This window comes from Serratia sp. PL17 (assembly GCF_017832355.1).
In the GTDB taxonomy this organism is placed as follows: domain Bacteria; phylum Pseudomonadota; class Gammaproteobacteria; order Enterobacterales; family Enterobacteriaceae; genus Serratia.
On sequence record NZ_JAFIBY010000009.1, the window covers coordinates 91,148 to 110,736 of the forward strand.

15 protein-coding genes are annotated in these 19,589 nt (G+C 55.5%); 3 read left to right on the forward strand and 12 right to left on the reverse strand.

Going from position 1 to position 19,589, the window contains the following annotated elements; genetic code table 11:
* Positions 1 to 212: 212 nt before the first annotated feature.
* The 4 genes from glgC to asd form a co-directional block, all read right to left on the reverse strand.
* Positions 213 to 1,490, reverse strand: a complete 1,278-nt coding sequence (glgC, locus tag JOE25_RS22870) for a glucose-1-phosphate adenylyltransferase (RefSeq protein ID WP_209639194.1) — start codon at positions 1,488 to 1,490, stop codon at positions 213 to 215.
* A gap of 15 nt (positions 1,491 to 1,505) precedes the next feature.
* Positions 1,506 to 3,488 (reverse strand): glycogen debranching protein GlgX, encoded by a 1,983-nt coding sequence (glgX, locus tag JOE25_RS22875; RefSeq protein WP_209639195.1) that lies wholly within the window; start codon positions 3,486 to 3,488, stop codon positions 1,506 to 1,508.
* Positions 3,485 to 5,671 carry a 1,4-alpha-glucan branching protein GlgB gene (gene glgB, locus JOE25_RS22880; protein ID WP_209639196.1) on the reverse strand — a complete coding sequence of 729 codons (2,187 nt, stop codon included), beginning with the start codon at positions 5,669 to 5,671 and terminating at the stop codon, positions 3,485 to 3,487. The genes glgX and glgB overlap by 4 nt, the downstream gene beginning before the upstream one ends.
* 496 nt (positions 5,672 to 6,167) lie before the next feature.
* Positions 6,168 to 7,271 carry an aspartate-semialdehyde dehydrogenase gene (gene asd, locus JOE25_RS22885; RefSeq protein ID WP_209639197.1) on the reverse strand — a complete coding sequence of 368 codons (1,104 nt, stop codon included), beginning with the start codon at positions 7,269 to 7,271 and terminating at the stop codon, positions 6,168 to 6,170.
* 182 nt (positions 7,272 to 7,453) lie between these two features.
* Between asd and JOE25_RS22890 the strand changes: the two genes are divergently transcribed.
* Entirely contained in the window at positions 7,454 to 8,047 is a 594-nt protein-coding gene (locus JOE25_RS22890) for a YhgN family NAAT transporter (protein ID WP_209639198.1), read from the forward strand.
* Positions 8,048 to 8,094: 47 nt separating this feature from the next.
* On the opposite strand, the gene gntK is transcribed toward JOE25_RS22890, so the two are convergent.
* The 4 genes from gntK to JOE25_RS22910 all read right to left on the reverse strand — a co-directional run bounded on the left by gntK (position 8,095) and on the right by JOE25_RS22910 (position 12,255).
* Complete coding sequence (gene gntK, locus JOE25_RS22895) at positions 8,095 to 8,622, reverse strand: gluconokinase (RefSeq protein WP_209639199.1); 528 nt, start codon at positions 8,620 to 8,622, stop codon at positions 8,095 to 8,097.
* Positions 8,623 to 8,772: 150 nt separating this feature from the next.
* A complete protein-coding gene (gene gntT / locus JOE25_RS22900) occupies positions 8,773 to 10,089 on the reverse strand; it encodes a gluconate transporter (protein ID WP_037425035.1) in 1,317 nt (438 codons plus the stop codon).
* 343 nt (positions 10,090 to 10,432) lie between these two features.
* Complete coding sequence (gene gntR / locus JOE25_RS22905) at positions 10,433 to 11,428, reverse strand: gluconate operon transcriptional repressor GntR (RefSeq protein WP_209639200.1); 996 nt, start codon at positions 11,426 to 11,428, stop codon at positions 10,433 to 10,435.
* Positions 11,429 to 11,559: 131 nt separating this feature from the next.
* Complete coding sequence (locus JOE25_RS22910) at positions 11,560 to 12,255, reverse strand: pirin family protein (RefSeq protein WP_209639201.1); 696 nt, start codon at positions 12,253 to 12,255, stop codon at positions 11,560 to 11,562.
* 387 nt (positions 12,256 to 12,642) lie between these two features.
* Between JOE25_RS22910 and JOE25_RS22915 the strand changes: the two genes are divergently transcribed.
* Positions 12,643 to 13,161 carry a GNAT family N-acetyltransferase gene (locus JOE25_RS22915; protein WP_209639202.1) on the forward strand — a complete coding sequence of 173 codons (519 nt, stop codon included), beginning with the start codon at positions 12,643 to 12,645 and terminating at the stop codon, positions 13,159 to 13,161.
* Complete coding sequence (locus JOE25_RS22920) at positions 13,158 to 14,336, forward strand: P1 family peptidase (RefSeq protein ID WP_209639204.1); 1,179 nt, start codon at positions 13,158 to 13,160, stop codon at positions 14,334 to 14,336. Before JOE25_RS22915 ends, JOE25_RS22920 begins: the two co-directional genes overlap by 4 nt.
* 57 nt (positions 14,337 to 14,393) lie before the next feature.
* On the opposite strand, the gene iolE is transcribed toward JOE25_RS22920, so the two are convergent.
* The 4 genes from iolE to iolD form a co-directional block, all read right to left on the reverse strand.
* Positions 14,394 to 15,290: a myo-inosose-2 dehydratase gene (iolE, locus tag JOE25_RS22925; RefSeq protein ID WP_209639206.1), complete on the reverse strand. Its 897-nt coding sequence runs from the start codon at positions 15,288 to 15,290 to the stop codon at positions 14,394 to 14,396.
* 87 nt (positions 15,291 to 15,377) lie between these two features.
* Positions 15,378 to 16,262: a sugar phosphate isomerase/epimerase gene (locus tag JOE25_RS22930; protein WP_209639209.1), complete on the reverse strand. Its 885-nt coding sequence runs from the start codon at positions 16,260 to 16,262 to the stop codon at positions 15,378 to 15,380.
* Positions 16,263 to 16,301: 39 nt separating this feature from the next.
* Positions 16,302 to 17,315, reverse strand: coding sequence for a Gfo/Idh/MocA family oxidoreductase (locus JOE25_RS22935; RefSeq protein ID WP_209639211.1), 1,014 nt, complete (start codon positions 17,313 to 17,315; stop codon positions 16,302 to 16,304).
* A gap of 64 nt (positions 17,316 to 17,379) precedes the next feature.
* A complete protein-coding gene (gene iolD, locus JOE25_RS22940) occupies positions 17,380 to 19,320 on the reverse strand; it encodes a 3D-(3,5/4)-trihydroxycyclohexane-1,2-dione acylhydrolase (decyclizing) (protein WP_209639213.1) in 1,941 nt (646 codons plus the stop codon).
* Positions 19,321 to 19,589 lie beyond the last annotated feature (269 nt).

Here is a 19,589-nt window from a genome sequence, read left to right on the forward strand (position 1 = left end):
GCTTGCCGCTGTTATTAATCCCGCGTTGTGCAAGCCATCAGTCCGTTTATATATGGCGGCAGGTCTACCCTTCGCCTTTAAAACCGCTGTGTTGTTGGCTGTGTTGACTCGCCCCAGTCGCTTACCTGAGTAAACTCCCGGGGCTTCTCGTCCTGGCCACCTAGCCGCGACTAAAAATTCGTTGGGTCGTTATTGCTGCCGACTACCTTAACTCACAACTTTGACAACATTTCGCGCGTGACCAGCACGATGCCGCCTTCTGAACGATAAAAGCGTTTGCTGTCTTCGTCGGCGTTTTCGCCAATCACCATGCCCTCGGGAATATGACAGGCACGGTCGATGATGCAGCGCCGCAGACGGCAGGAACGACCGACGTTAACGTCGGGCAGCAATACGGTAGAGTCGATGGTGCAGAACGAGTTCACCCGCACTCGCGGGAATAGCACCGAATGCACCACCACCGATCCGGAGACGATGCAGCCACCGGATACCAGCGAGTTCATGGTCATACCGTGGCTACCGGAACGATCTTGTACGAACTTGGCAGGTGGCAACGGCTCCATATGGGTGCGGATTGGCCAGGCGCGATCGTACATATCCAACTCCGGCGTCACGGAAGCCAGATCGAGGTTGGCACGCCAGTAAGCTTCCAGCGTGCCCACATCGCGCCAGTATGGCGGAAGATCGGGGTTGGACGTGACGCAGGACAACGTGAACGGATGTGCCCATGCCGCCTTTTGGGCCGTGATTTTCGGGATCAGATCCTTGCCGAAGTCATGGGTGGAGCCCGGCGTAGACATGTCCTCCTCCAGCAATTGGAACAGGTAATCGGCGTTGAAGATGTAGATCCCCATGCTGGCGAGCGACATATCCGGGTTACCCGGCATCGGCGGTGGATTACTGGGTTTCTCCAGGAACTCGAGGATCAGGTCGTTTTCGTCTACTTCCATCACACCAAACTCGCTGGCCTCCTCGCGCGGCACCGGCAAACAGGCCACGGTACATTGCGCCCCCTTTTCCACATGGTCGATCAGCATGCGCGAGTAATCCATCTTGTAGATGTGATCGCCTGCCAGGATCACCACATACTCGGCCTCGTAACGACGGATGATATCCAGGTTCTGGTATACCGCGTCCGCCGTGCCCTTATACCAGTGCTCGGTACTGAGGCGTTGTTGTGCCGGCAACAGATCGACAAACTCGTTCATCTCTTCATTGAGGAACGACCAGCCGCGCTGAATATGCTGTACCAAAGTATGGGACTGGTATTGGGTGATCACGCCAATGCGGCGGATCCCCGAATTCAGGCAGTTCGACAGGGCAAAATCGATGATGCGGAATTTACCGCCAAAATGAACGGCTGGCTTGGCCCGGGTTGAGGTTAAATCTTTCAAACGCGAACCGCGGCCCCCCGCCAGAATCAGGGCGACAGACTTAATCGGCAGTTGGCGTGCCAACATCAGGGGGTCTTTATTTTCAAACCTAACCATAGCTGACTCCTTTTATTATTTCTTTACCAGCACGCAAATCGAGTGCGCAGCCTGGTTCCAGGCGGGTAAAACCGCCCGCGAATCTTCCTGAGTAAAAGGGGCGACAAGCTGCCAATCGCCGTCGGGCAACGTCATCTCCGCGGCTTGCTGCGTGGCGTTTACCACCACCAGCCAGCGTTGCGACAAGCGGATCTGCAACTGCAGAGCCCCTTGCTCCCACTGTTGTGCGTCGAGCGGCTGCCCCTGCGCGTTCAGCCACTGCACGTTACCGTCGCCTTCCTGCCACCAGCGGTCATGCTGCAAAGCGGGGATTTGTTGACGCAGACGGATCAATGCAGCGGTGTACGTGGTGAGTGAGTCATCCGCCGTGGCCCAGTCGAGCCAGGTGATAGCATTGTCCTGACAATAAGCATTGTTGTTGCCCTGCTGGCTGTGTCCATGCTCGTCGCCGGCCAGCAGCATCGGCGTACCCTGGGACAATAACAGCGTGGCAAGCAGTGCCCGCTGGCTAGCCCTACGGCGTTGCAAAATGGCGTCGTCGGCAATCGGGCCTTCAACACCGTGGTTATTGCTAAAGTTACGATCACTGCCGTCACGGTTGCCTTCACCGTTCAGCTGGTTGTGTTTGCGGTTAAAACTGACCAGATCCTGCAGGGTAAACCCGTCATGAGCGGTCAGCATGTTGATGCTGGCGTACGGCGCACGCCCGCGTTGGTTAAAATGATCGCTGGAAGCAGCGAAACGTTGGGCGAATTGCCCCAGCGATACGCCGTCCTGCAACCAAAAACGGCGTATATCGTCGCGATAATGATCGTTCCACTCGGCGAAGCGCCCTGGGAATTGGCCTACCTGATACCCACCGGGGCCAATATCCCACGGCTCGGCAATCAGTTTGCAGCGCGACAGCAGATCGTCCGCCAGCATCGCCTGGAACAGCGGTGCATCACGATCAAACGCCGGCGTGCGACCGAGTACGCTGCCCAGATCAAAGCGGAAACCATCAACATGGCATTCGCCGACCCAAAAACGCAGGCAGTCCATCACCCAAGCCACACCTTGCGGCTGATCCAATCGCAGGGTGTTACCACAACCGGTATCGTTCACGTAGCCGCCATCCGGTGTCAGCCAGTAGTAGCCCGGGTTATCAATACCGCGTAACGACAGCGTTGGCCCGTCGATATCAAGCTCGGCGCTATGGTTGAACACCACGTCGAGAATCACTTCAATGCCGGCTTTGTGCAGCGCTTTAACCGCATCGCGAAACTCACGCAGCGGCGTCATCTCTGTCCGCAAACTGGAATAACGGTTGTCCGGCGCAAAAGGCGCCAGCACGTTATAGCCCCAGTAGTTAATCAACCCGAGGCGCTGCAAACGTGGCTCGGAGCTGTGCTGCTGGACCGGCAGCAGTTCCAGCGCGGTGATGCCAAGGCGCTTGAAATAGGCGATCATTACCGGATGGCCGAGCGCAGCGAAACTGCCGCGCAACACCGGCGGAATATCCGGGTGCTGCAGGGTCAGACCGCGCACATGCGCCTCGTAGATCACCGTTTTCCCCCACGGCGTGGCCGGGGGACGATCATCTTGCCAGTCGTAAACCTCGTCGATCACCACGCATTTCGGCATCAATTCAGCGCTGTCATGCTTATCCGGCCGATCATAACCCCCATGCAGGTAAGGATCGTCCGCCACGGGTCCCTCTACCGCCCGGGCCGCGGGATCCAACAACAGTTTATTGGGATTAAAACGCAACCCGTGCGCAGGATCGAACGGGCCATGCACCCGGTAACCGTAACGCTGACCCGGCTTGCCACCCGGTAAGTAACCGTGCCAGATGTCGCCGCTCCGCGTCGTCAGCGGCAGGCGGATTTCGCGCTGCTGTTCGTCAAACAGACACAGTTCCACGCCCGTGGCATGGGAGGAATACAGGCTAAAGTTGATGCCATTACCGTCATAATGCGCCCCGAGAGGCGCGGCGATACCCGGCGTCAGCTCAGTCATGGCGCCTCCCGCAGCAGGTAGATGGTCGCCAGCGGCGGTACGGTCACGCTAATAGAATGCTCGCGGCCGTGATGGCCAGTTTGCTCGGACACTACGCGGCCCTGGTTGCCGGTATTGCTGCCGTGATAATGGTGTGAATCGGTATTGAGAATTTCTCGGTATTCACCGGCGCGTGAAATACCGATGCGATAATGATGGCGCGGGACTGGGGTAAAGTTGCTGACGGCGATCAGTTCATTGCCATGTGCGTCATAGCGGGCAAAGGCAAAAACCGAGTTATCGTGGTCATCCACCACCAGCCACTCGAAGCCGTCTGGGCGGTAATCCCGCTCATACAACGGGGCGTGTTGCTGGTAGCAATGGTTCAGATCTCGCACCAGCCGCTGCACACCGTGATGCCAGTTATCTAAGCCTTCCAGCAGATGCCAGTCGAGGCTGCTATCAAAATTCCACTCGCGCCCTTGGGCAAACTCACACCCCATAAACAGCAGTTTCTTGCCTGGGTGCGCCCACATAAAGCCGTAATAGGCGCGCAGGTTAGCGAACTTTTGCCAGGCATCGCCAGGCATGCGATCGAGAATGGATTTTTTACCGTGCACCACTTCATCGTGAGAGATTGGCAGCACAAAATTTTCGGTGTAAGCGTACAACATGCCGAAGGTCATCTGATTGTGATGATACTTGCGGTGCACCGGGTCACACTGCATGTAGGTGAGCGTGTCATGCATCCAGCCCAGATTCCATTTGTAGTGGAATCCCAACCCGTTGGATTCCGGCGGCAGCGTTACGCCCGGATAGTCAGTGGACTCCTCCGCCAACGTGACTGCGCCGGGGCGCTCCTTACCAAGGGTATGGTTGGTGTAACGCAAGAAGGCGATGGCCTCCAGATTCTCGTTACCGCCGTAATAGTTTGGCACCCACTCACCGTCGGCGCGGCTGTAGTCACGGTAGATCATTGACGCCACCGCATCGACACGCAACGCATCTATGCCATAACGCTCAAGCCAATAAAGCGCATTGCCCGCCAAATAGTTGCGAACCTCATGCCGGCCATAGTTATAGATCAGGGTATTCCAGTCTTGATGGAAACCTTCGCGCGGATCGGCGTATTCATACAATGCAGTACCGTCGAAGTTCGCCAGACCATAGGTATCGCTGGGGAAATGCCCCGGCACCCAATCCAGGATCACGTTAATCCCTGCCTGGTGTGCGGCCGCCACAAACGCCTTAAAGTCGGCCGGGGTGCCGAAACGCCGGGTCGGGGCATACAGCCCCAATGGCTGATAACCCCAGCTGCCGTCAAACGGGTGCTCGTTAATCGGCAGCAACTCGATATGGGTGAATCCCATATATTTAACGTAATCGATCAGCTGTACGGCCAGTTCGCCATAGCTGAGCCAGAAGTTATCGTCGGTGTGACGACGCCACGAGCCAAGATGCACCTCGTAGATCGAAATCGGTCGATCAAAATCATTCGCACGCCGCCGTTCTGGCGCGTTTTCCACCACCGCAGGTAACGGCGCCACCAGCGACGCGGTATCCGGTCGCATCTGCGCTTCAAAAGCGTAGGGATCGGCCTTCAACTGGGTATTGCCATAGCAATCAATGATTTCGTACTTGTACAACTGCCCGGCTTTCACCCCCGGCAGGAACAGCTCCCAAATGCCGTTTTCACGGCGCAGTCGCATTGGGTGACGTCGGCCATCCCAGAAGTTGAACTCACCGACCACCGACACACGCTGGGCGTTCGGTGCCCAGACCGCAAAGCTGACACCGTCAACGTCATCAAGCGTAGCGAGATGCGCACCCAAGCGTTCATAAGGACGTAAATGGGTACCTTCGGCCAACAGCCAGCTATCGATATCTTGCAGCAGCGTGCCAAAACGATAGGGATCGTCGACGATCTGCTGGTGATCGTGCCAGCGGACGTCGAGTTGATAGCGGAACGGGGTTTTGCGGCGTGGGACCGTGGCGCTGAAAAAGCCGCGCTCATCGTCGCAGTTGAGCTGTACCAACCGGCGGCCTGTTTGCTGTTCCAGCAACCAGACTTCACTGGCGTCAGGCAATAGTGCACGTACCTGCAGGCCGTTATCAGCCGCATGCATGCCCAGCAGAGAAAAGGGATCGGCAGAGTTGCCGGAGAAAAGCTGATCAATCACGTCACGATCGGGAAGTACAGGCATAGTCTTCTTCCTAAGATTAAGAGCATGATTTATAAGAGGCCGCGCAAGCCCATCGCCTTTCAGGTTACAGCGAAGAAGCTGTACCTTGAGATCCACAGGGCATAACGCTTAATCCATAGCCGTTTTGGTTATCATGCAATTCATTCGGTATCTAAAGCGTGATTGCGGTCGGTTATTGATCAATTCTCACCTTCCCGGTCCGAATTCCGCTCTTTATGCTTATTTTTAGCGCTGGTTGAAATTTATCCGCCAGTCCTTTAAGCATAGCTAATGTCAGTTAAAAACATTGCCCATTACCAAGGAAAACTCTTCATTAAGAAAACTGCCAGCCTGACAACGTCTTTGCGCTGCTGCCCGCATGGAGATGTACCGATGTCTGGTGCGCTTTATCTCCTTTACAACGGCATAGACCATAGCGCGCAGAAACGGAGAAAAAGGAAGAAAATAAGGCTTTTGGGGGCTGAAAGAGGCCAGCCCCCGGGAAGTACGGTTCAGGTTACAGCAGGATGCGCAGCATGCGGCGCAGCGGTTCAGCCGCGCCCCATAGCAACTGGTCACCCACGGTGAACGCAGACAGATATTCCGGCCCCATATTCAGCTTACGCAGACGGCCGACCGGCGTATTCAACGTCCCGGTTACCGCTGCTGGCGTCAATTCACGCATAGTCAGTTCGCGGTCATTCGGGATCACGCGTACCCAGTCATTGTGCGTCGCCAGCATCTGTTCGATTTCCGGCAGTGAAACGTCTTTTTTCAGCTTCAGGGTGAACGCCTGGCTATGGCAGCGCAACGCACCAACACGCACGCACAAACCGTCGACAGGGATCAGGCTACCGCTGTTCAGGATTTTGTTGGTTTCCGCCTGGCCTTTCCACTCCTCGCGGCTCTGGCCGTTATCGAGTTGCTTGTCGATCCACGGAATCAGGCTACCGGCCAGCGGCACACCGAAATTATCGGTGGGTAATTTACCGCTGCGGGTCGCGGCGGTGACTTTACGTTCGATATCCAAAATGGCCGAAGCCGGGTCCTGCAGCTCCTTCGCCACATCGGCGTGCAGCATACCCATTTGGGTCAACAGCTCACGCATATGGCGCGCGCCACCGCCGGAAGCCGCCTGGTAAGTCGCCACTGACGCCCACTCAACCAGATCATTGGCAAACAGGCCACCCAGAGACATCAGCATCAGGCTAACGGTACAGTTGCCGCCAACAAAGGTCTTGATGCCTTTATCCAGACCCTGCTGAATTAACGCACGGTTGACCGGATCCAGAATAATAATCGCGTCGTCTTGCATACGCAGAGAAGAAGCTGCGTCGATCCAATACCCTTGCCAGCCAGTTGCACGCAGCTTCGGGTAAATTTCGTTGGTATAATCGCCGCCCTGGCAGGTAATAATAATGTCGAGCGCGCTCAACGCCTCAACATCGTAAGCATCTTGCAGCGTGCCCTGCTGGCCGCCAAATACCGGCGCCGCTGAACCGTGTTGCGAGGTAGAGAAGAAGACCGGGCGAATGGCGTCAAAATCGCGCTCTTCCGTCATGCGTTGCATGAGTACGGAGCCGACCATTCCGCGCCAACCGATGAAACCAACGTTTTTCATAATGACTGTCCTGCCTTGGAGGATGACTGCTATAAGTTGTGTGCAATATCTCTCCACCTTACAAAATGTCGGCGCAGGCGCAAAGTGAATTTATTCGATGGGTGAGCGATTCTCAGCAATCCTTCTTATAGGCAAGGACGCCGTCGGGATGACCGAGGTGTTTTTCAGATCCAGAGGTAATGATGACAGAGATGATTTCAGTCACAGTTTTGCTGTTTTTAATCATGGACCCGTTGGGCAATTTGCCCATTTTCATGTCGGTGCTCAAGCACCTGGAGCCGCGCCGTCGGCGGATGGTGCTGATCCGCGAGCTGCTGATCGCCCTGTTGCTGATGCTGATTTTCCTGTTTGCCGGCGAGAAAATATTGGCGTTCCTCAACCTGCGTACCGAGACCGTGTCGATTTCCGGCGGGATTATCTTGTTCCTGATCGCCATCAAGATGATTTTCCCCTCGCAAGAGGGCGATAGCAGCGGGCTTTCCGCCGGTGAAGAACCTTTCCTGGTGCCGCTGGCCATCCCACTGGTTGCGGGGCCTTCGATTCTGGCATCGTTGATGCTGCTTTCGCACCAGTATCCAAACCACATTTCGTATCTGGTGGGGGCCCTGCTGATTGCCTGGGGGATTTCCGCCGCTATCCTGCTGATGTCTAACCTGTTCCTGCGCCTGCTGGGCAGCAAGGGGGTCAGCGCGCTGGAACGGCTGATGGGGCTGATTTTGGTGATGTTGTCGACCCAGATGTTCCTGGACGGCGTGCGGGCTTATATGAAGTTGTAATGGGGTACTGGCGCCAGCTCGGCGCCGGTACAAAATGGCAGCCCGGTTTACTGGGCTGCAACACGCCGAATATAAGCGAGCGTATCCGCGACCACAGCGTCCAGCGGTTGATCTATCTCGATCGCCTGCACGTCTTGTTCTTGCTCGTTAGGCTCTTCTAACGTGGCAAACTGGGAAACCAGCATCTGTGGCTTGAAGAAATGGCCCTTACGCTGTTTCAAACGCTCCTCAATGACCGCCTTGTCACCCTTCAAATAGATGAAATGCAGGTTGCGGTTGCCTTCACGCAGGCGGTCACGATAGCTTTTTTTCAGCGCGGAACACACTAACAGGGAAACGTCGTTGGTACGCTCCATGGCAAAGATCGCGTCATTTAATGCCGCCAACCAGGGGGCGCGATCGTTATCGTCCAGCGCATGCCCGGCCGCCATTTTGTTGATGTTGGCACGCGGGTGCAGGTAGTCGCCGTCCAGCATCGCGGCATTGGCTTCATGAGCGACGGCGTTGGCCACTGCGGATTTACCGCTGCCTGAAACCCCCATCAGAATAAATACGTGGTGCTGTGAATTACTCATATGTCATGCCCTTATGGGATCAGATGTACGTTCCGGCGGCGGGTTACGCCCCCTGCGCCATCAAATGCGCCCCAAACTCCAAAGAATGTCCGACACCCTGGGGGTGTCGGATAACCTAGCTCTATACCGACTTGAAAGGCAGCGGATATATTAAACGACCGTCGCCAGCAGCAAACAGCCCACCAGGCCGCAGACTGAGATGATGGTTTCCAACACCGACCAGGACTTGATGGTTTCCATGATGCTCAGGTTGAAGTACTCCTTGAACAACCAGAAACCAGGATCGTTGACGTGAGAGAAAATCACGCTGCCCGACCCAACGGCAATCACCATCAGTTCCGGGCTGACTCCGGTAGTCGCGATCAGCGGTGCGACAATCCCCCCCGCGGTTATTGCTGCCACGGTAGCAGACCCCAACGCCAGACGCAGTGCGGCGGCAATGGACCAGGCCATCAGAATCGGCGAGACGTTGCTGCCTTCCATCAGAGCGGCGATATATTTCTCTACGCCGCTGTCGACCAGTACCTGCTTGAATGCACCGCCACCGCCGATGATCAACAGCATCATGGCGATAATTTTGATTGAGTCGGTGATGGTACCCATCACTTCATCCATGGTACGACCGCGGTTCAGACCAAAGGTGAAGATAGCGATCAGTACTGCAATCAGCGTCGCCATGACCGGATCGCCGAAGAACTCGGCAAAGCGCAACAGGCTATGGCCCTTCGGCAGCACCATTTCCGCTACCGCACGCAGTGCCATCAGGATCACCGGTACCAAAGAGGTGGCAACGCTGATGCCAAAGCTTGGCATTTCTGCTTCGGTGAAGATTTTTGGGTTATACAGGCCTTCAGGTACGGGCTTGTCGATGCCTTTCAGGAAACGGGCATAGACCGGGCCTGCCAGGATCACCGTTGGAATAGCCAACAGCGTGCCATACAACAGCGTTTTGCCCATATCCGCATGGAAGATGGTGGCGATCGCCGTTGGGCCTGGGTGCGGCGGCAAGAAACCGTGGGTCACAGACAGCGCAGCCGCCATCGGCACGCCGACATACAGCAACGGCACGCGTGCAGAAGCGGCGATACTGAAGACCAGCGGCAGCAACAGCACAAAACCGACTTCATAGAACAGAGCAAAACCGACGGTAAACCCGGTCAGTACCACTGCCCATTGAATATATTTTTGGCCAAACTTCTCGATAAGCGTAGTGGCAATGCGCTGAGCACCACCGCAGTCCGCCAGCAGTTTGCCGAGCATGGCGCCAAAGCCCATGATTAACGCCAGGCTGCCCAACGTGCCGCCCACGCCGGCCTTGATGGAACCGATCACTTTATCGACTGGCATTCCCTGAGCGATACCTACCGCCAGAGCAACCAGAACCAGAGAGATAAAGCCGTTCAGCTTAAAGCGGATCATCAGCAGCAACAGCAGCGCTACCCCGCCTGCAACAATCACTAATGGCATAATTTTTCTCCAACCTTTTTTATCGCAGACCCTCTTTACGATAGGCCGTAAAGCGCGCGTTTGTTGTATTTTTAGGCTCTTCCCGGTGTTAGAAGACGAGCTGTAGGTGGTGCTGAGGTAAAGGTTCTATCTTGAGCAAGATAACCGCACACTCATTGTTACCGGTATCATGATACCGGTAACAGCATGATTGCCGGAACCGGGGGGCGGGCTAAAATTCGCGTTCTGGGATAGAGATCAAACTTATGAAGGTAACGGGCGGCAAACTTACAGGCAGGAACGAAAACGCGCCAAACGGCGCGCTTTCATCATTAAAATCGTTCAAACATCGTGTTAAACCCGATCAGATGCTGCCGCCGGGGATCACGGTAAAACCGACATCCACCATGCGTGGGCTGACCGTTTCGCCACGCAGGCGAGCCAGCAGGCGTTCAGCGCCGATTTGGCCCATGCGTTCACGCGGCGTCAATACGCTCGCCAGTTTTGGCACCATCACCTGGCCGATATCGTGGCCGTGGAAACCGGCAATGGCCATGTCATTAGGGATCGACAGCCCTTGTCGCTGGCACTCAAAGGTCGCACCGATCGCCAGGTCATCGTTTGTGCAAAAGATACTGTCAATCTGCGGATAATCGCGCTGCGCCTGGCGCAACAGCTCACCACCGGCAGAATAGGACGACGATCGTGCCGTCATGACGCTGTAGGGTTCCAGACCGGATTCGCGCATCGCCTGCTCATAGCCCTGCTGTTTGATAAGGGTACGTTCATCCTGGCGTGCACCGAAGTACACCACGTGCCGATGGCCGTGTGCGATGATTTGCTGGGTCATCTGGCGTGCCGCCTCAAAGTTATTGAAGCCTACGGCCAGATCAATACAAGGTGATACGCAGTCCATCAGTTCGACGACCGGGATCCCCGCAACCTCAATCATCTTCATGGTACGGGGTGTATGGTGCCGCTCAGACAGGATCAAGCCATCAATATTGTAAGACAGCAACGAGGTCAGGCGCTGTTCTTCGCGCTCCGGCAAATAGCCGTAGTGCGCCAGCATGGTTTGATAATTGTGCGCATCAGTGACGCTCTCAATGCCGCGTAGCACTTCGGCGAACACCTGGTTGGTCAACGACGGCAACAATACGCCAATAGCACGGCTGGTTGAGTTGGAAAGGATATCCGGCGCACGGTTGGGGATGTAGCCCAGCTCATCAAGCGCGACGGCAATTTTTTGCTGCAAGGCGACAGAAACCTGATCGGGATTACGCAGATAACGGCTCACCGTCATCTTGGTCACGCCTACCTTGTCTGCGACATCTTGGAGTACCGGCCGTTTTTTCTTCATTATCAATGAACTGGCTAACCGTGAATGGGCGCTCATTTTAGCAAAAAAAAACCGGGGCCGATATTGTTGGTTACTGGGAAGCGGAACGCAAAAAGGGCTCACCTTGTGAGCCCTTGATATTTACCGCTTAATCAGACGGGTGGCAGATCAAACAGCAGGATTTCACTGTCTTCATCGGCATGAATCGACAACTCGGCTTCATCCCACACCGCGAAAGCATCGCTGGTGCCGGCCTGCTGGCCATTAACCACAACCTTGCCACGTACCACCTGGATCCAGACACGACGCCCTGCTTCAATTGGGCACGCCGCCTGTTCGTCTTTATTCAACGCCCAGCGGGACAGTGTCATATCCTGGAACACCTTCAGCGAACCTTCACGCGCATCCGGTGACAACACCAACTGACGGCCCTGTGGCGCATCAAACATGCGTTGTTCATAGCGTGGCTCCAGCCCGACCTGATCAGGGATGATCCAAATCTGGTACAGGTGCAACGGACGATCGTTGTTACCGTTGTACTCAGAATGACGCACTCCGGTACCCGCGCTCATGATCTGGAATTCACCGGCCTGGATCTGCTCTTTGTTGCCCATGCTGTCCTGATGCTCGACCGTGCCGCTCAGCACGTAGGTCAGGATTTCCATGTCTTTATGCGGGTGAGTACCAAACCCCTGCCCTGCATCGATCATGTCTTCGTTGATCACCCGCAGCGCCGAGAACCCCATAAAATCAGCATCGTAATAGTTGGCAAATGAGAAGGTGTGCCAGCTGTCCAGCCAACCATGATTGGCATGACCACGATCTTCTGCCTTACGTAAATAAATCATATTCAACTCTCCTCAATGTTTTTTACAGTCTAGTCCTGGCAGCAGAATAAGAAAGCGTAAAAAACTCATCCCTCTGTTCAAAAAATTAGATGGAGTGGTGAAACTATTGGCAGGGAATTTGTTGAGGGCTTGCCGGGCTGAAAACGGGCAAAAAAAAAGCCAGCACCCGAGCTGGCTAAGTAATACTTGGAAGCAATGTGAGCAATGTCGTGCCTTCGCAGTGAGGATATCAAAGGTTGATACTCTCCCCGGAACGCATCGCAATAATAATCATTATCATTCGCACCTGTAAAGCGTTTTTTTAACCAACACGTAATAATATTGACTCGACACAATAAACGGATAAATTCAGAGGTTATTCAACCGGTAAGCCAAAGGAGCAGCGTAATGAGTGAAATCGTAGTTCGTCACGTGGAAACAACAGATGCACAAGCCCTGCATCAGCTTTACTCTCAACCGCAGGCCTACCGTGACACGCTACAACTTCCACTACCGTCAATCGAGCTGTGGCACAAGCGCCTCGCCAATCTCGAACCGGGCACCCACAACCTGGTGGCTTGTATTGATGGGCAAGTCGTCGGCCAACTGAGCGTGATGCTGAACCAGCGCGTGCGCCGCCGCCATGTGGCGACCTTTGGCATTGGCGTCGATAGCCGCCACCACGGCAAGGGCGTTGGCAGCAGCCTGATGAAGGCAATGATCGATCTTTGCGACAATTGGGCGGATATCGAACGCATTGAACTGACAGTATTCACCGACAATCAGGCCGCGATTGCGCTCTACCGCAAGTTCGGCTTTGACATTGAAGGCTCCAGCCGCGCCTATGCGATGCGCGACGGCAAACTGGTAGACTCCTATCACATGGCACGCTTTCGCGGTGAACAGCAGAAAAACGCATCATCATGAAGGATGCCAAAAGTAGATCAGGGGCGGTATACCGCCCCTTAGCCGTCAGCCGCCGCACCTTTGTACAAACGCTGGCCTGCGTAACGGGTGCTATTGGCATCCTTTCTCCTACTGCACTCTTGGGGGCTGCCATGCCAACCTCTCCTGCCGTACGTACCGGCACCCGTAACCTGATTACCGACGTGCCTGGCCTACGGGTCGGCATCGCCCAAGACAGCCGTGTACGAACCGGCACGACGGTGATCCTGCCGGATCACCCGGCGATCGCCGCGGTCGACGTGCGCGGTGGTGGCCCTGCCACCCGAGAAACCGATGCGTTGGGAGAGGATAATCTGGTGCAGACCATCGATGCCTTAGTGCTTAGCGGCGGCTCGGTATATGGCCTGGCGGCAGCGGATGGGGTGGCCGCCTGGCTGGGGCAGCAAGGCAGGGGTTACGCCCTTCGTCCAGCTCCGGGTGTGCCGGTGTCCCCAATCGTCCCCACGGCCTGCCTATACGATTTAAGCAACGCAGGTGATAAAGACTGGCAGCTCACCCCGCCTTATCGTCAACTGGGGATAGAGGCCGTCGGCAAAGTGGGTCTCGACTTCCCGCTAGGTACCGTTGGCGCGGGTTATGGTGCCATGACCGGCATGGGTAAGCTGAAAGGCGGCCTGGGTTCAGCTTCTATCGTTGCAGCGAATGGTGCTACCGTCGGTGCACTGGTGGCGGTAAACAGCCTGGGCTCCGTCGTTGCTCCGGGCACCCGTGCGTTCTGGGCCACACCTTATGAAATCAACGGTGAGTTTGGCAACGGGGGTGCAGCCGCGCTCGCGCAATTGCACGGTCAGGGCGAAGACTGGATGCCAGAAGCGCCGACAGGCGGTAGAAAGAACACCACTTTGGCCTGTATCGCCACCGATCTGGCCCTCACTCGGGTAGAACTTAAACGCGTCGCGATCATGGCACAGGATGGTATGGCCCGCGCCATCCGCCCACTGCACAGCCCGTTCGACGGCGACGTGGTATTCGCCTTATCCACCGGGCAGCGCAACGTCGAGGGCAGCCGAGAACTGGCGGTGCTGCAAATTGGCGCACTGGCAGCGGATACGTTGGCACGAGCGATAGCCCGTGGCGTTTACGCAGCCACCCCCTGGCCTGGTGAACACGTCACTACCTGGAAAACACTGAGCTGATACCCATTAAAAAGGGCGCATTGATTGCTCAAGCGCCCCTCGACATTCTCAACCCGGTTAAATACCGGCTGTCTCTTTGATATAACGACGCGCTTTCACCGCATATTCAAACGGGTTAGCCAACGCCGGATCCTGCTCAGCCTCGACCACCATCCACCCTTTGTAACCGCGCTCATCGAGTAATTTAAAGACCGGCAGGAAGTCGATCACCCCATCCCCCGGCACGGTGAAGGTGCCTTTCTTCACGCCGTCGAGGAAGCTCAATTTGTTGGCCTTCACCTCTGCAACAACCTCATCACGCACGTCCTTCAGGTGTACGTGATTAATACGCGGCAGGTATTTTTCCAGTATCGCCATCATCGCCTGCTGGCTGCCTTCCGAATAGTAAGCATGCCCAGTATCAAACAGCAGGTAGACGTCGTCGTTCACCATGCTCATGTAACGATCGATCTCTGCGGTCGTCTGGATGCCGGTGCCCATATGGTGGTGCAGGCAGACCTGCATCCCCTTGTCGGCAGCAATTTTTGCCAGTTCATTGTACCCGTCGGCCACCCGCTGCCACTCTTCATCGCTGAAATACGGCTTCTCTTCAAACACCCCTTTGGTGGTGCCCTGAATACTCTTGCTCTGCTCGGAGCAGCCAATCACCTTTGCCCCCATCGCATGCAGGAAATTCATATGGTTAATGAATTCATCGACAGTTTTGTCTTTCAGGCCATCGGCAAAGAAGGTGCTGAACCAGGCATTGCAGATTTGAATGCCGCGAATGTCCAACATCGGCTTCAACACGGCCGGATCGCGCGGGTACTTGCTGCCCACTTCGCTACCGGTGAACCCGGCCAGTGCCATTTCACTGACGCACTGCTGGAAGGTGTTCTCTTTGCCTAACTCGGGCATGTCGTCATTGGTCCAGCCGATCGGGGCGATAGCCAGTTTTACGTTGTCTTTATTCATTTTCAGCCTCAGTAATATACCGTCGTCTTTTAAGCCGCAGGGTATAGAGCCGCTCTGTAGGCTATTTTCACCCGCGCAGCCGGGAAATTATTTACCCAACAGCTCTTTTTCGATGCGCTCTCGGGTCGCTACAGCCTGGGTTTTCATTCTTTCCGGGTAACCAAACAGTGACGTGCAGATAATCGACTCGCCGCCGACCTTAAAGTTGCGGGTCGCAAACGCCATATCACGCAAGGTCTGGAACAAGGTTTCGAAGTCCACCTCCCCTTCGCCGATACCCATATGCTGATGTACGGCGGCGTCTACACCCGGCGGGTTGACGATATAGCGACAGTGTTTGGTATGGTTCATGGTGTCGGCAATCAGCACATGCGAGAGATCCTCACCGGCATATTGCAACATGCCAGCCACGTCACCCTGGCCTTTGTCGTAGTAGAAGGTATGGGGAACGCTGTAGAGGTATTTAACGTGATCGCTACGCAGCGACTTGACGATATCCGCGGTTTCGTTGCTCAGCTCGCAGAAGTCCCATGGGTGTGACTGGATCTCCATGCGGATACCTTCCCGCTCGATAATCGGCAACAGTTCCTCCATTGAGCGATACCACAACTCTTCACAGATTTCCGGCTCATTGGGATTGCCGGCCAGTTCGGTATTGATCACCTGCACACCCATTTCTACCGCGATTTCGATCATCCGACGCCAATTTTTGACTGCCGCCTGACGGCGATCTTCACCCGGGCCAGACCAGCGATAAACGACGATAAACGAGGAGATCTCCACGCCGGTAGCCTTCAGGACGTTTTTGTACTCCGTCATGACCTCACGCCCGGCTTTCGGATGCTTATAGAAAGGATTGATCTGCGGGTGCGGTGACTGCTCAATATATTGATAGCCCCAGTCCGCCACCTGCTGAACCATTTTCGTGATGCCCAGGTCCCTGATGACATCAACATCAAAAGCAATCTTCATGGTCATTCCTCGTTAAACGTGGATACGGCGGTCAGCACACTATTTGTTATAAAACGACGGACGTGGTGGCAAGGTCACAGGGACAATCTCACCGCTGAGCTGCGCGGCTATGCAAGCATCAGCCGTCACCGCCGCCGCATAACCGTCCCAAGCGGAGGGGCCAGTCAGCGAACCTGCCAGGACGTCATTGATAAAGCCTTGTAACTCAACGTCGTAAGCATCAATGAAGCGATCTTTCCAGTCGGTCAGAATTTCGGTCGACAGTTTGGCACCGCTGCGCATCTGCACTGATGAGGGTTCTGGCAGCTTGGCAATACCACTTTCACCCACGACCTCGCACTGGATGTCGTAACCGTATTGGCAGTTAACGAAGATTTCGACATCAATACGCGTGCCCTTCGCGGTTTCAAACAGCACAATTTGCGGATCTTTCAGGTGTGGGAACGCCTTGGGGCTTTTACGCGGGAACACGACCTGTACCGAAACATAGTCGTCATCCAGCAGCCAACGCAGGACGTCAATTTCGTGGATCAGGGTGTCGGTGATCGCCATATCCGTGGTGTAAGCTTCGCCAACGGTCGGGTTGCGGTGCGCGCAATGCAGCATCAACGGCTCACCAATTTGTCCACTGGTCAGCACCTGCTTGAGCGCTCGGTAGCCCTGATCGTAAGGACGCATAAAGCCCACTTGCACCAGACGTTTGCCGTGTTTTGCTTCAGCCTCAACGATGTTTTTGCATCCCTGAGCCGTCACCGCCAATGGCTTCTCGCAGAACACCGGCTTGCCGGCAGCAATGGCTGCCAGTACAAACTCTTCGTGGCTTGGGCCCCAGGATGTGACCAACACCGCCTGCACGTCCGACGCGTTGATCAGGTCGTGACCCTTGTCATAAACCTTGGCGTCCAGTTTCAGATCGCTCACCACCTTAGCGGCGTTGTCACGGTTGATATCGTTGACGGCCACGATACGACTGCCCTGCAACACTTTGCTGCAGCGACGAATGTGATCCCGACCGATTGCGCCGGTGCCAATAACCCCAATGTTCAGTGTCATTTTCGTTATCCTCTTCAAATAGTTGCGGCAGACGCAAGGTCTGGGTAATCAAGCAATGCGTAAATCAGTAGTCGCGGGCCTTGTCGATGTTCTCTTGCAGCTTGCGAGCCACGGCGACAATTTTTTCATTGTCGGCAACCTGGGCTCCCCCCACGCGCCACCAGCTGAGATATTTGTGCACCATGGTTTTTGGCAGCACCTTGATATCCAGCAGGGTAGATAGGGTCTGCTGACGGGCATCGGCCAAAGCGTCGATCAGCTGCTGTTCGGTCGTTATGCTGTAGGTTTTACAGCCGTAGGCTGCCGCCAGCATGGCGAAGTTGACCGGTACTAACTTGCCGTCAAGCTTGCCCCCCTGCGGGTTTCGGAAGCGGAACTCGGTGGTATAGCTGTCCATGCCATGTTCCATCTGCAGGTTATTGATGCACCCGTTGGTCATGTTGTCGAACAGCACGACGTTGATTTTGCACCCTTCCTGAATCGACGTGACCAGTTCAGAATGCAGCATCATAAAGGCACCATCGCCCACCATGGCGTACACCTCACGCTGCGGCTCGGCCAGTTTGACCCCCAGTGCTGCATTCACTTCGTAACCCATGCACGAATAGCCATACTCCACGTGGTAGCCATGCTCACCATGGTTCTGCCACACGCGTTGTAAATCGCCCGGCAAGCTGCCCGCGGCGGCCACGATCACGCTGTCCTGCGGCAAATGCTGATTCAGTACCCCCAGAACCCGGCTTTGGGTCAGCAGCGAGTCGGTTTTTTCGATGAACTCGGCAAATACGCTGTCGCGATCGAGATGATCGTCAATTTCCGGCACAAAACCCTCTCCGGTGTATTCCACCGCGTAAACGCGAGCTGTTTCTTGTTGCTGAGCGCGACGCGCGTCGCTAATCGCATTGCCCCAACCCGCACGGTAATCGGAGGGTGCCAACAGCGCAGCCAACGCGGACAGCGCTTCCCGGGCATCGGCCAGTACCTGCACGCCGTCGAGCTTGCCGGCATCAAAGGCACTGACGTTAATATTGAGAAAATCGACGTCGGCATTTTGGAACAGCCATTTTGACGAGGTGGTGAAGTCGGTATAACGGGTGCCCACGCCAATCACCAGATCGGCCTGCCGGGCAAGGGTATTGGCCGCCAGGCAGCCGGTTTCGCCAACGCCCCCCAGGTTAAAGGGATGGTTGGACGGCACGGTCCCCTTACCTGCTTGTGTTTCCACAAACGGAATCTGGAAACGTTCGGCAAACTCGCGCAGCGCCTGACCAGCCTGTGAGTATTTCACCCCACCGCCGCACACCAGTAATGGTTGGCGTTTGGTCGCCAGCAGCGCCAGGGCATCGGCCAACATACCTTCCGTTGCCGGTCGGCGATCGAGCCGGTGCACTCGCTTCTGGAAGAAATAGTCAGGGTAGTCGTAGGCTTCGCCCTGCACGTCCTGCGGCAAACTCAGCGTTACCGCCCCCGTTTCCGCCGGGTCGGTCAACACGCGCATCGCGTTGATACAGGCGCTCATCAGTTGTTCTGGCCGTACAATACGATCCCAGTACTTGCTCACCGCGCGGAAGGCATCGTTGGTGCTAATGCTGAGATCGTAAGTTTGTTCAATTTGCTGCAACACCGGATCTGGCTGACGCGACGCGTAAACATCGCCGGGTAGCAGCAATAAAGGAATACGGTTGGCGGTGGCGGTGGCAGCGGCGGTGATCATATTGGCGGCACCCGGACCGACGGAAGAGGTACAGGCGTAGATCTGCTGGCGCAGTTTCTGCTTGGCAAACCCCGTGGCTGCGTGAGCCATGCCCTGCTCGTTTCGCCCCTGGTGCACGATCAGGTCGCCGCTGTCTTGTTCCAGCGCTTGCCCAAGACCGAGAACGTTGCCGTGGCCAAAAATCGCAAAGATGCCTTTAACGAATTTGGTTTCCACACCGTCGACCAGCAGATACTGGTTGTCGAGGAACCTGACGAGTGCCTGTGCCATGGTTAACCGAATCTTGCCCATTTACTCACCCTTTTAGATTAGTCACGCCCGCTCCGGCACCACCCGCGTGCCGAACCCTGGAAACTCTGTGATGCCTGTCGTTTTCACGCGAATTGTTCAACTTAAGCGACGATGTGAAACGTGAAGCGATTATAAACAAATATATTTTTCATAAAATCACATTACAGAAGAAACATTTCATTTTGCGATAAAGATCGCATTATGATGAAAACCCCGTTTCATCCATGCCTTTATAATTCACTGACTTAGCCGTCCTTTCCTCCGTTGCA

Bases quoted from the DNA above. Each gene is read 5' to 3' on its own strand.
- asd (WP_209639197.1), bottom strand. From the start codon at position 7,271: ATGAAAAACGTTGGTTTCATCGGTTGGCGCGGAATGGTCGGCTCCGTA.
- glgC (WP_209639194.1), bottom strand. From the start codon at position 1,490: ATGGTTAGGTTTGAAAATAAAGACCCCCTGATGTTGGCACGCCAACTG.
- JOE25_RS22890 (WP_209639198.1), top strand. From the start codon at position 7,454: ATGACAGAGATGATTTCAGTCACAGTTTTGCTGTTTTTAATCATGGAC.
- gntT (WP_037425035.1), bottom strand. From the start codon at position 10,089: ATGCCATTAGTGATTGTTGCAGGCGGGGTAGCGCTGCTGTTGCTGCTG.
- iolD (WP_209639213.1), bottom strand. From the start codon at position 19,320: ATGGGCAAGATTCGGTTAACCATGGCACAGGCACTCGTCAGGTTCCTC.
- glgX (WP_209639195.1), bottom strand. From the start codon at position 3,488: ATGACTGAGCTGACGCCGGGTATCGCCGCGCCTCTCGGGGCGCATTAT.
- JOE25_RS22910 (WP_209639201.1), bottom strand. From the start codon at position 12,255: ATGATTTATTTACGTAAGGCAGAAGATCGTGGTCATGCCAATCATGGT.
- JOE25_RS22915 (WP_209639202.1), top strand. From the start codon at position 12,643: ATGAGTGAAATCGTAGTTCGTCACGTGGAAACAACAGATGCACAAGCC.
- gntR (WP_209639200.1), bottom strand. From the start codon at position 11,428: ATGAAGAAAAAACGGCCGGTACTCCAAGATGTCGCAGACAAGGTAGGC.
- JOE25_RS22935 (WP_209639211.1), bottom strand. From the start codon at position 17,315: ATGACACTGAACATTGGGGTTATTGGCACCGGCGCAATCGGTCGGGAT.
- JOE25_RS22930 (WP_209639209.1), bottom strand. From the start codon at position 16,262: ATGAAGATTGCTTTTGATGTTGATGTCATCAGGGACCTGGGCATCACG.
- glgB (WP_209639196.1), bottom strand. From the start codon at position 5,671: ATGCCTGTACTTCCCGATCGTGACGTGATTGATCAGCTTTTCTCCGGC.
- JOE25_RS22920 (WP_209639204.1), top strand. From the start codon at position 13,158: ATGAAGGATGCCAAAAGTAGATCAGGGGCGGTATACCGCCCCTTAGCC.
- gntK (WP_209639199.1), bottom strand. From the start codon at position 8,622: ATGAGTAATTCACAGCACCACGTATTTATTCTGATGGGGGTTTCAGGC.
- iolE (WP_209639206.1), bottom strand. From the start codon at position 15,290: ATGAATAAAGACAACGTAAAACTGGCTATCGCCCCGATCGGCTGGACC.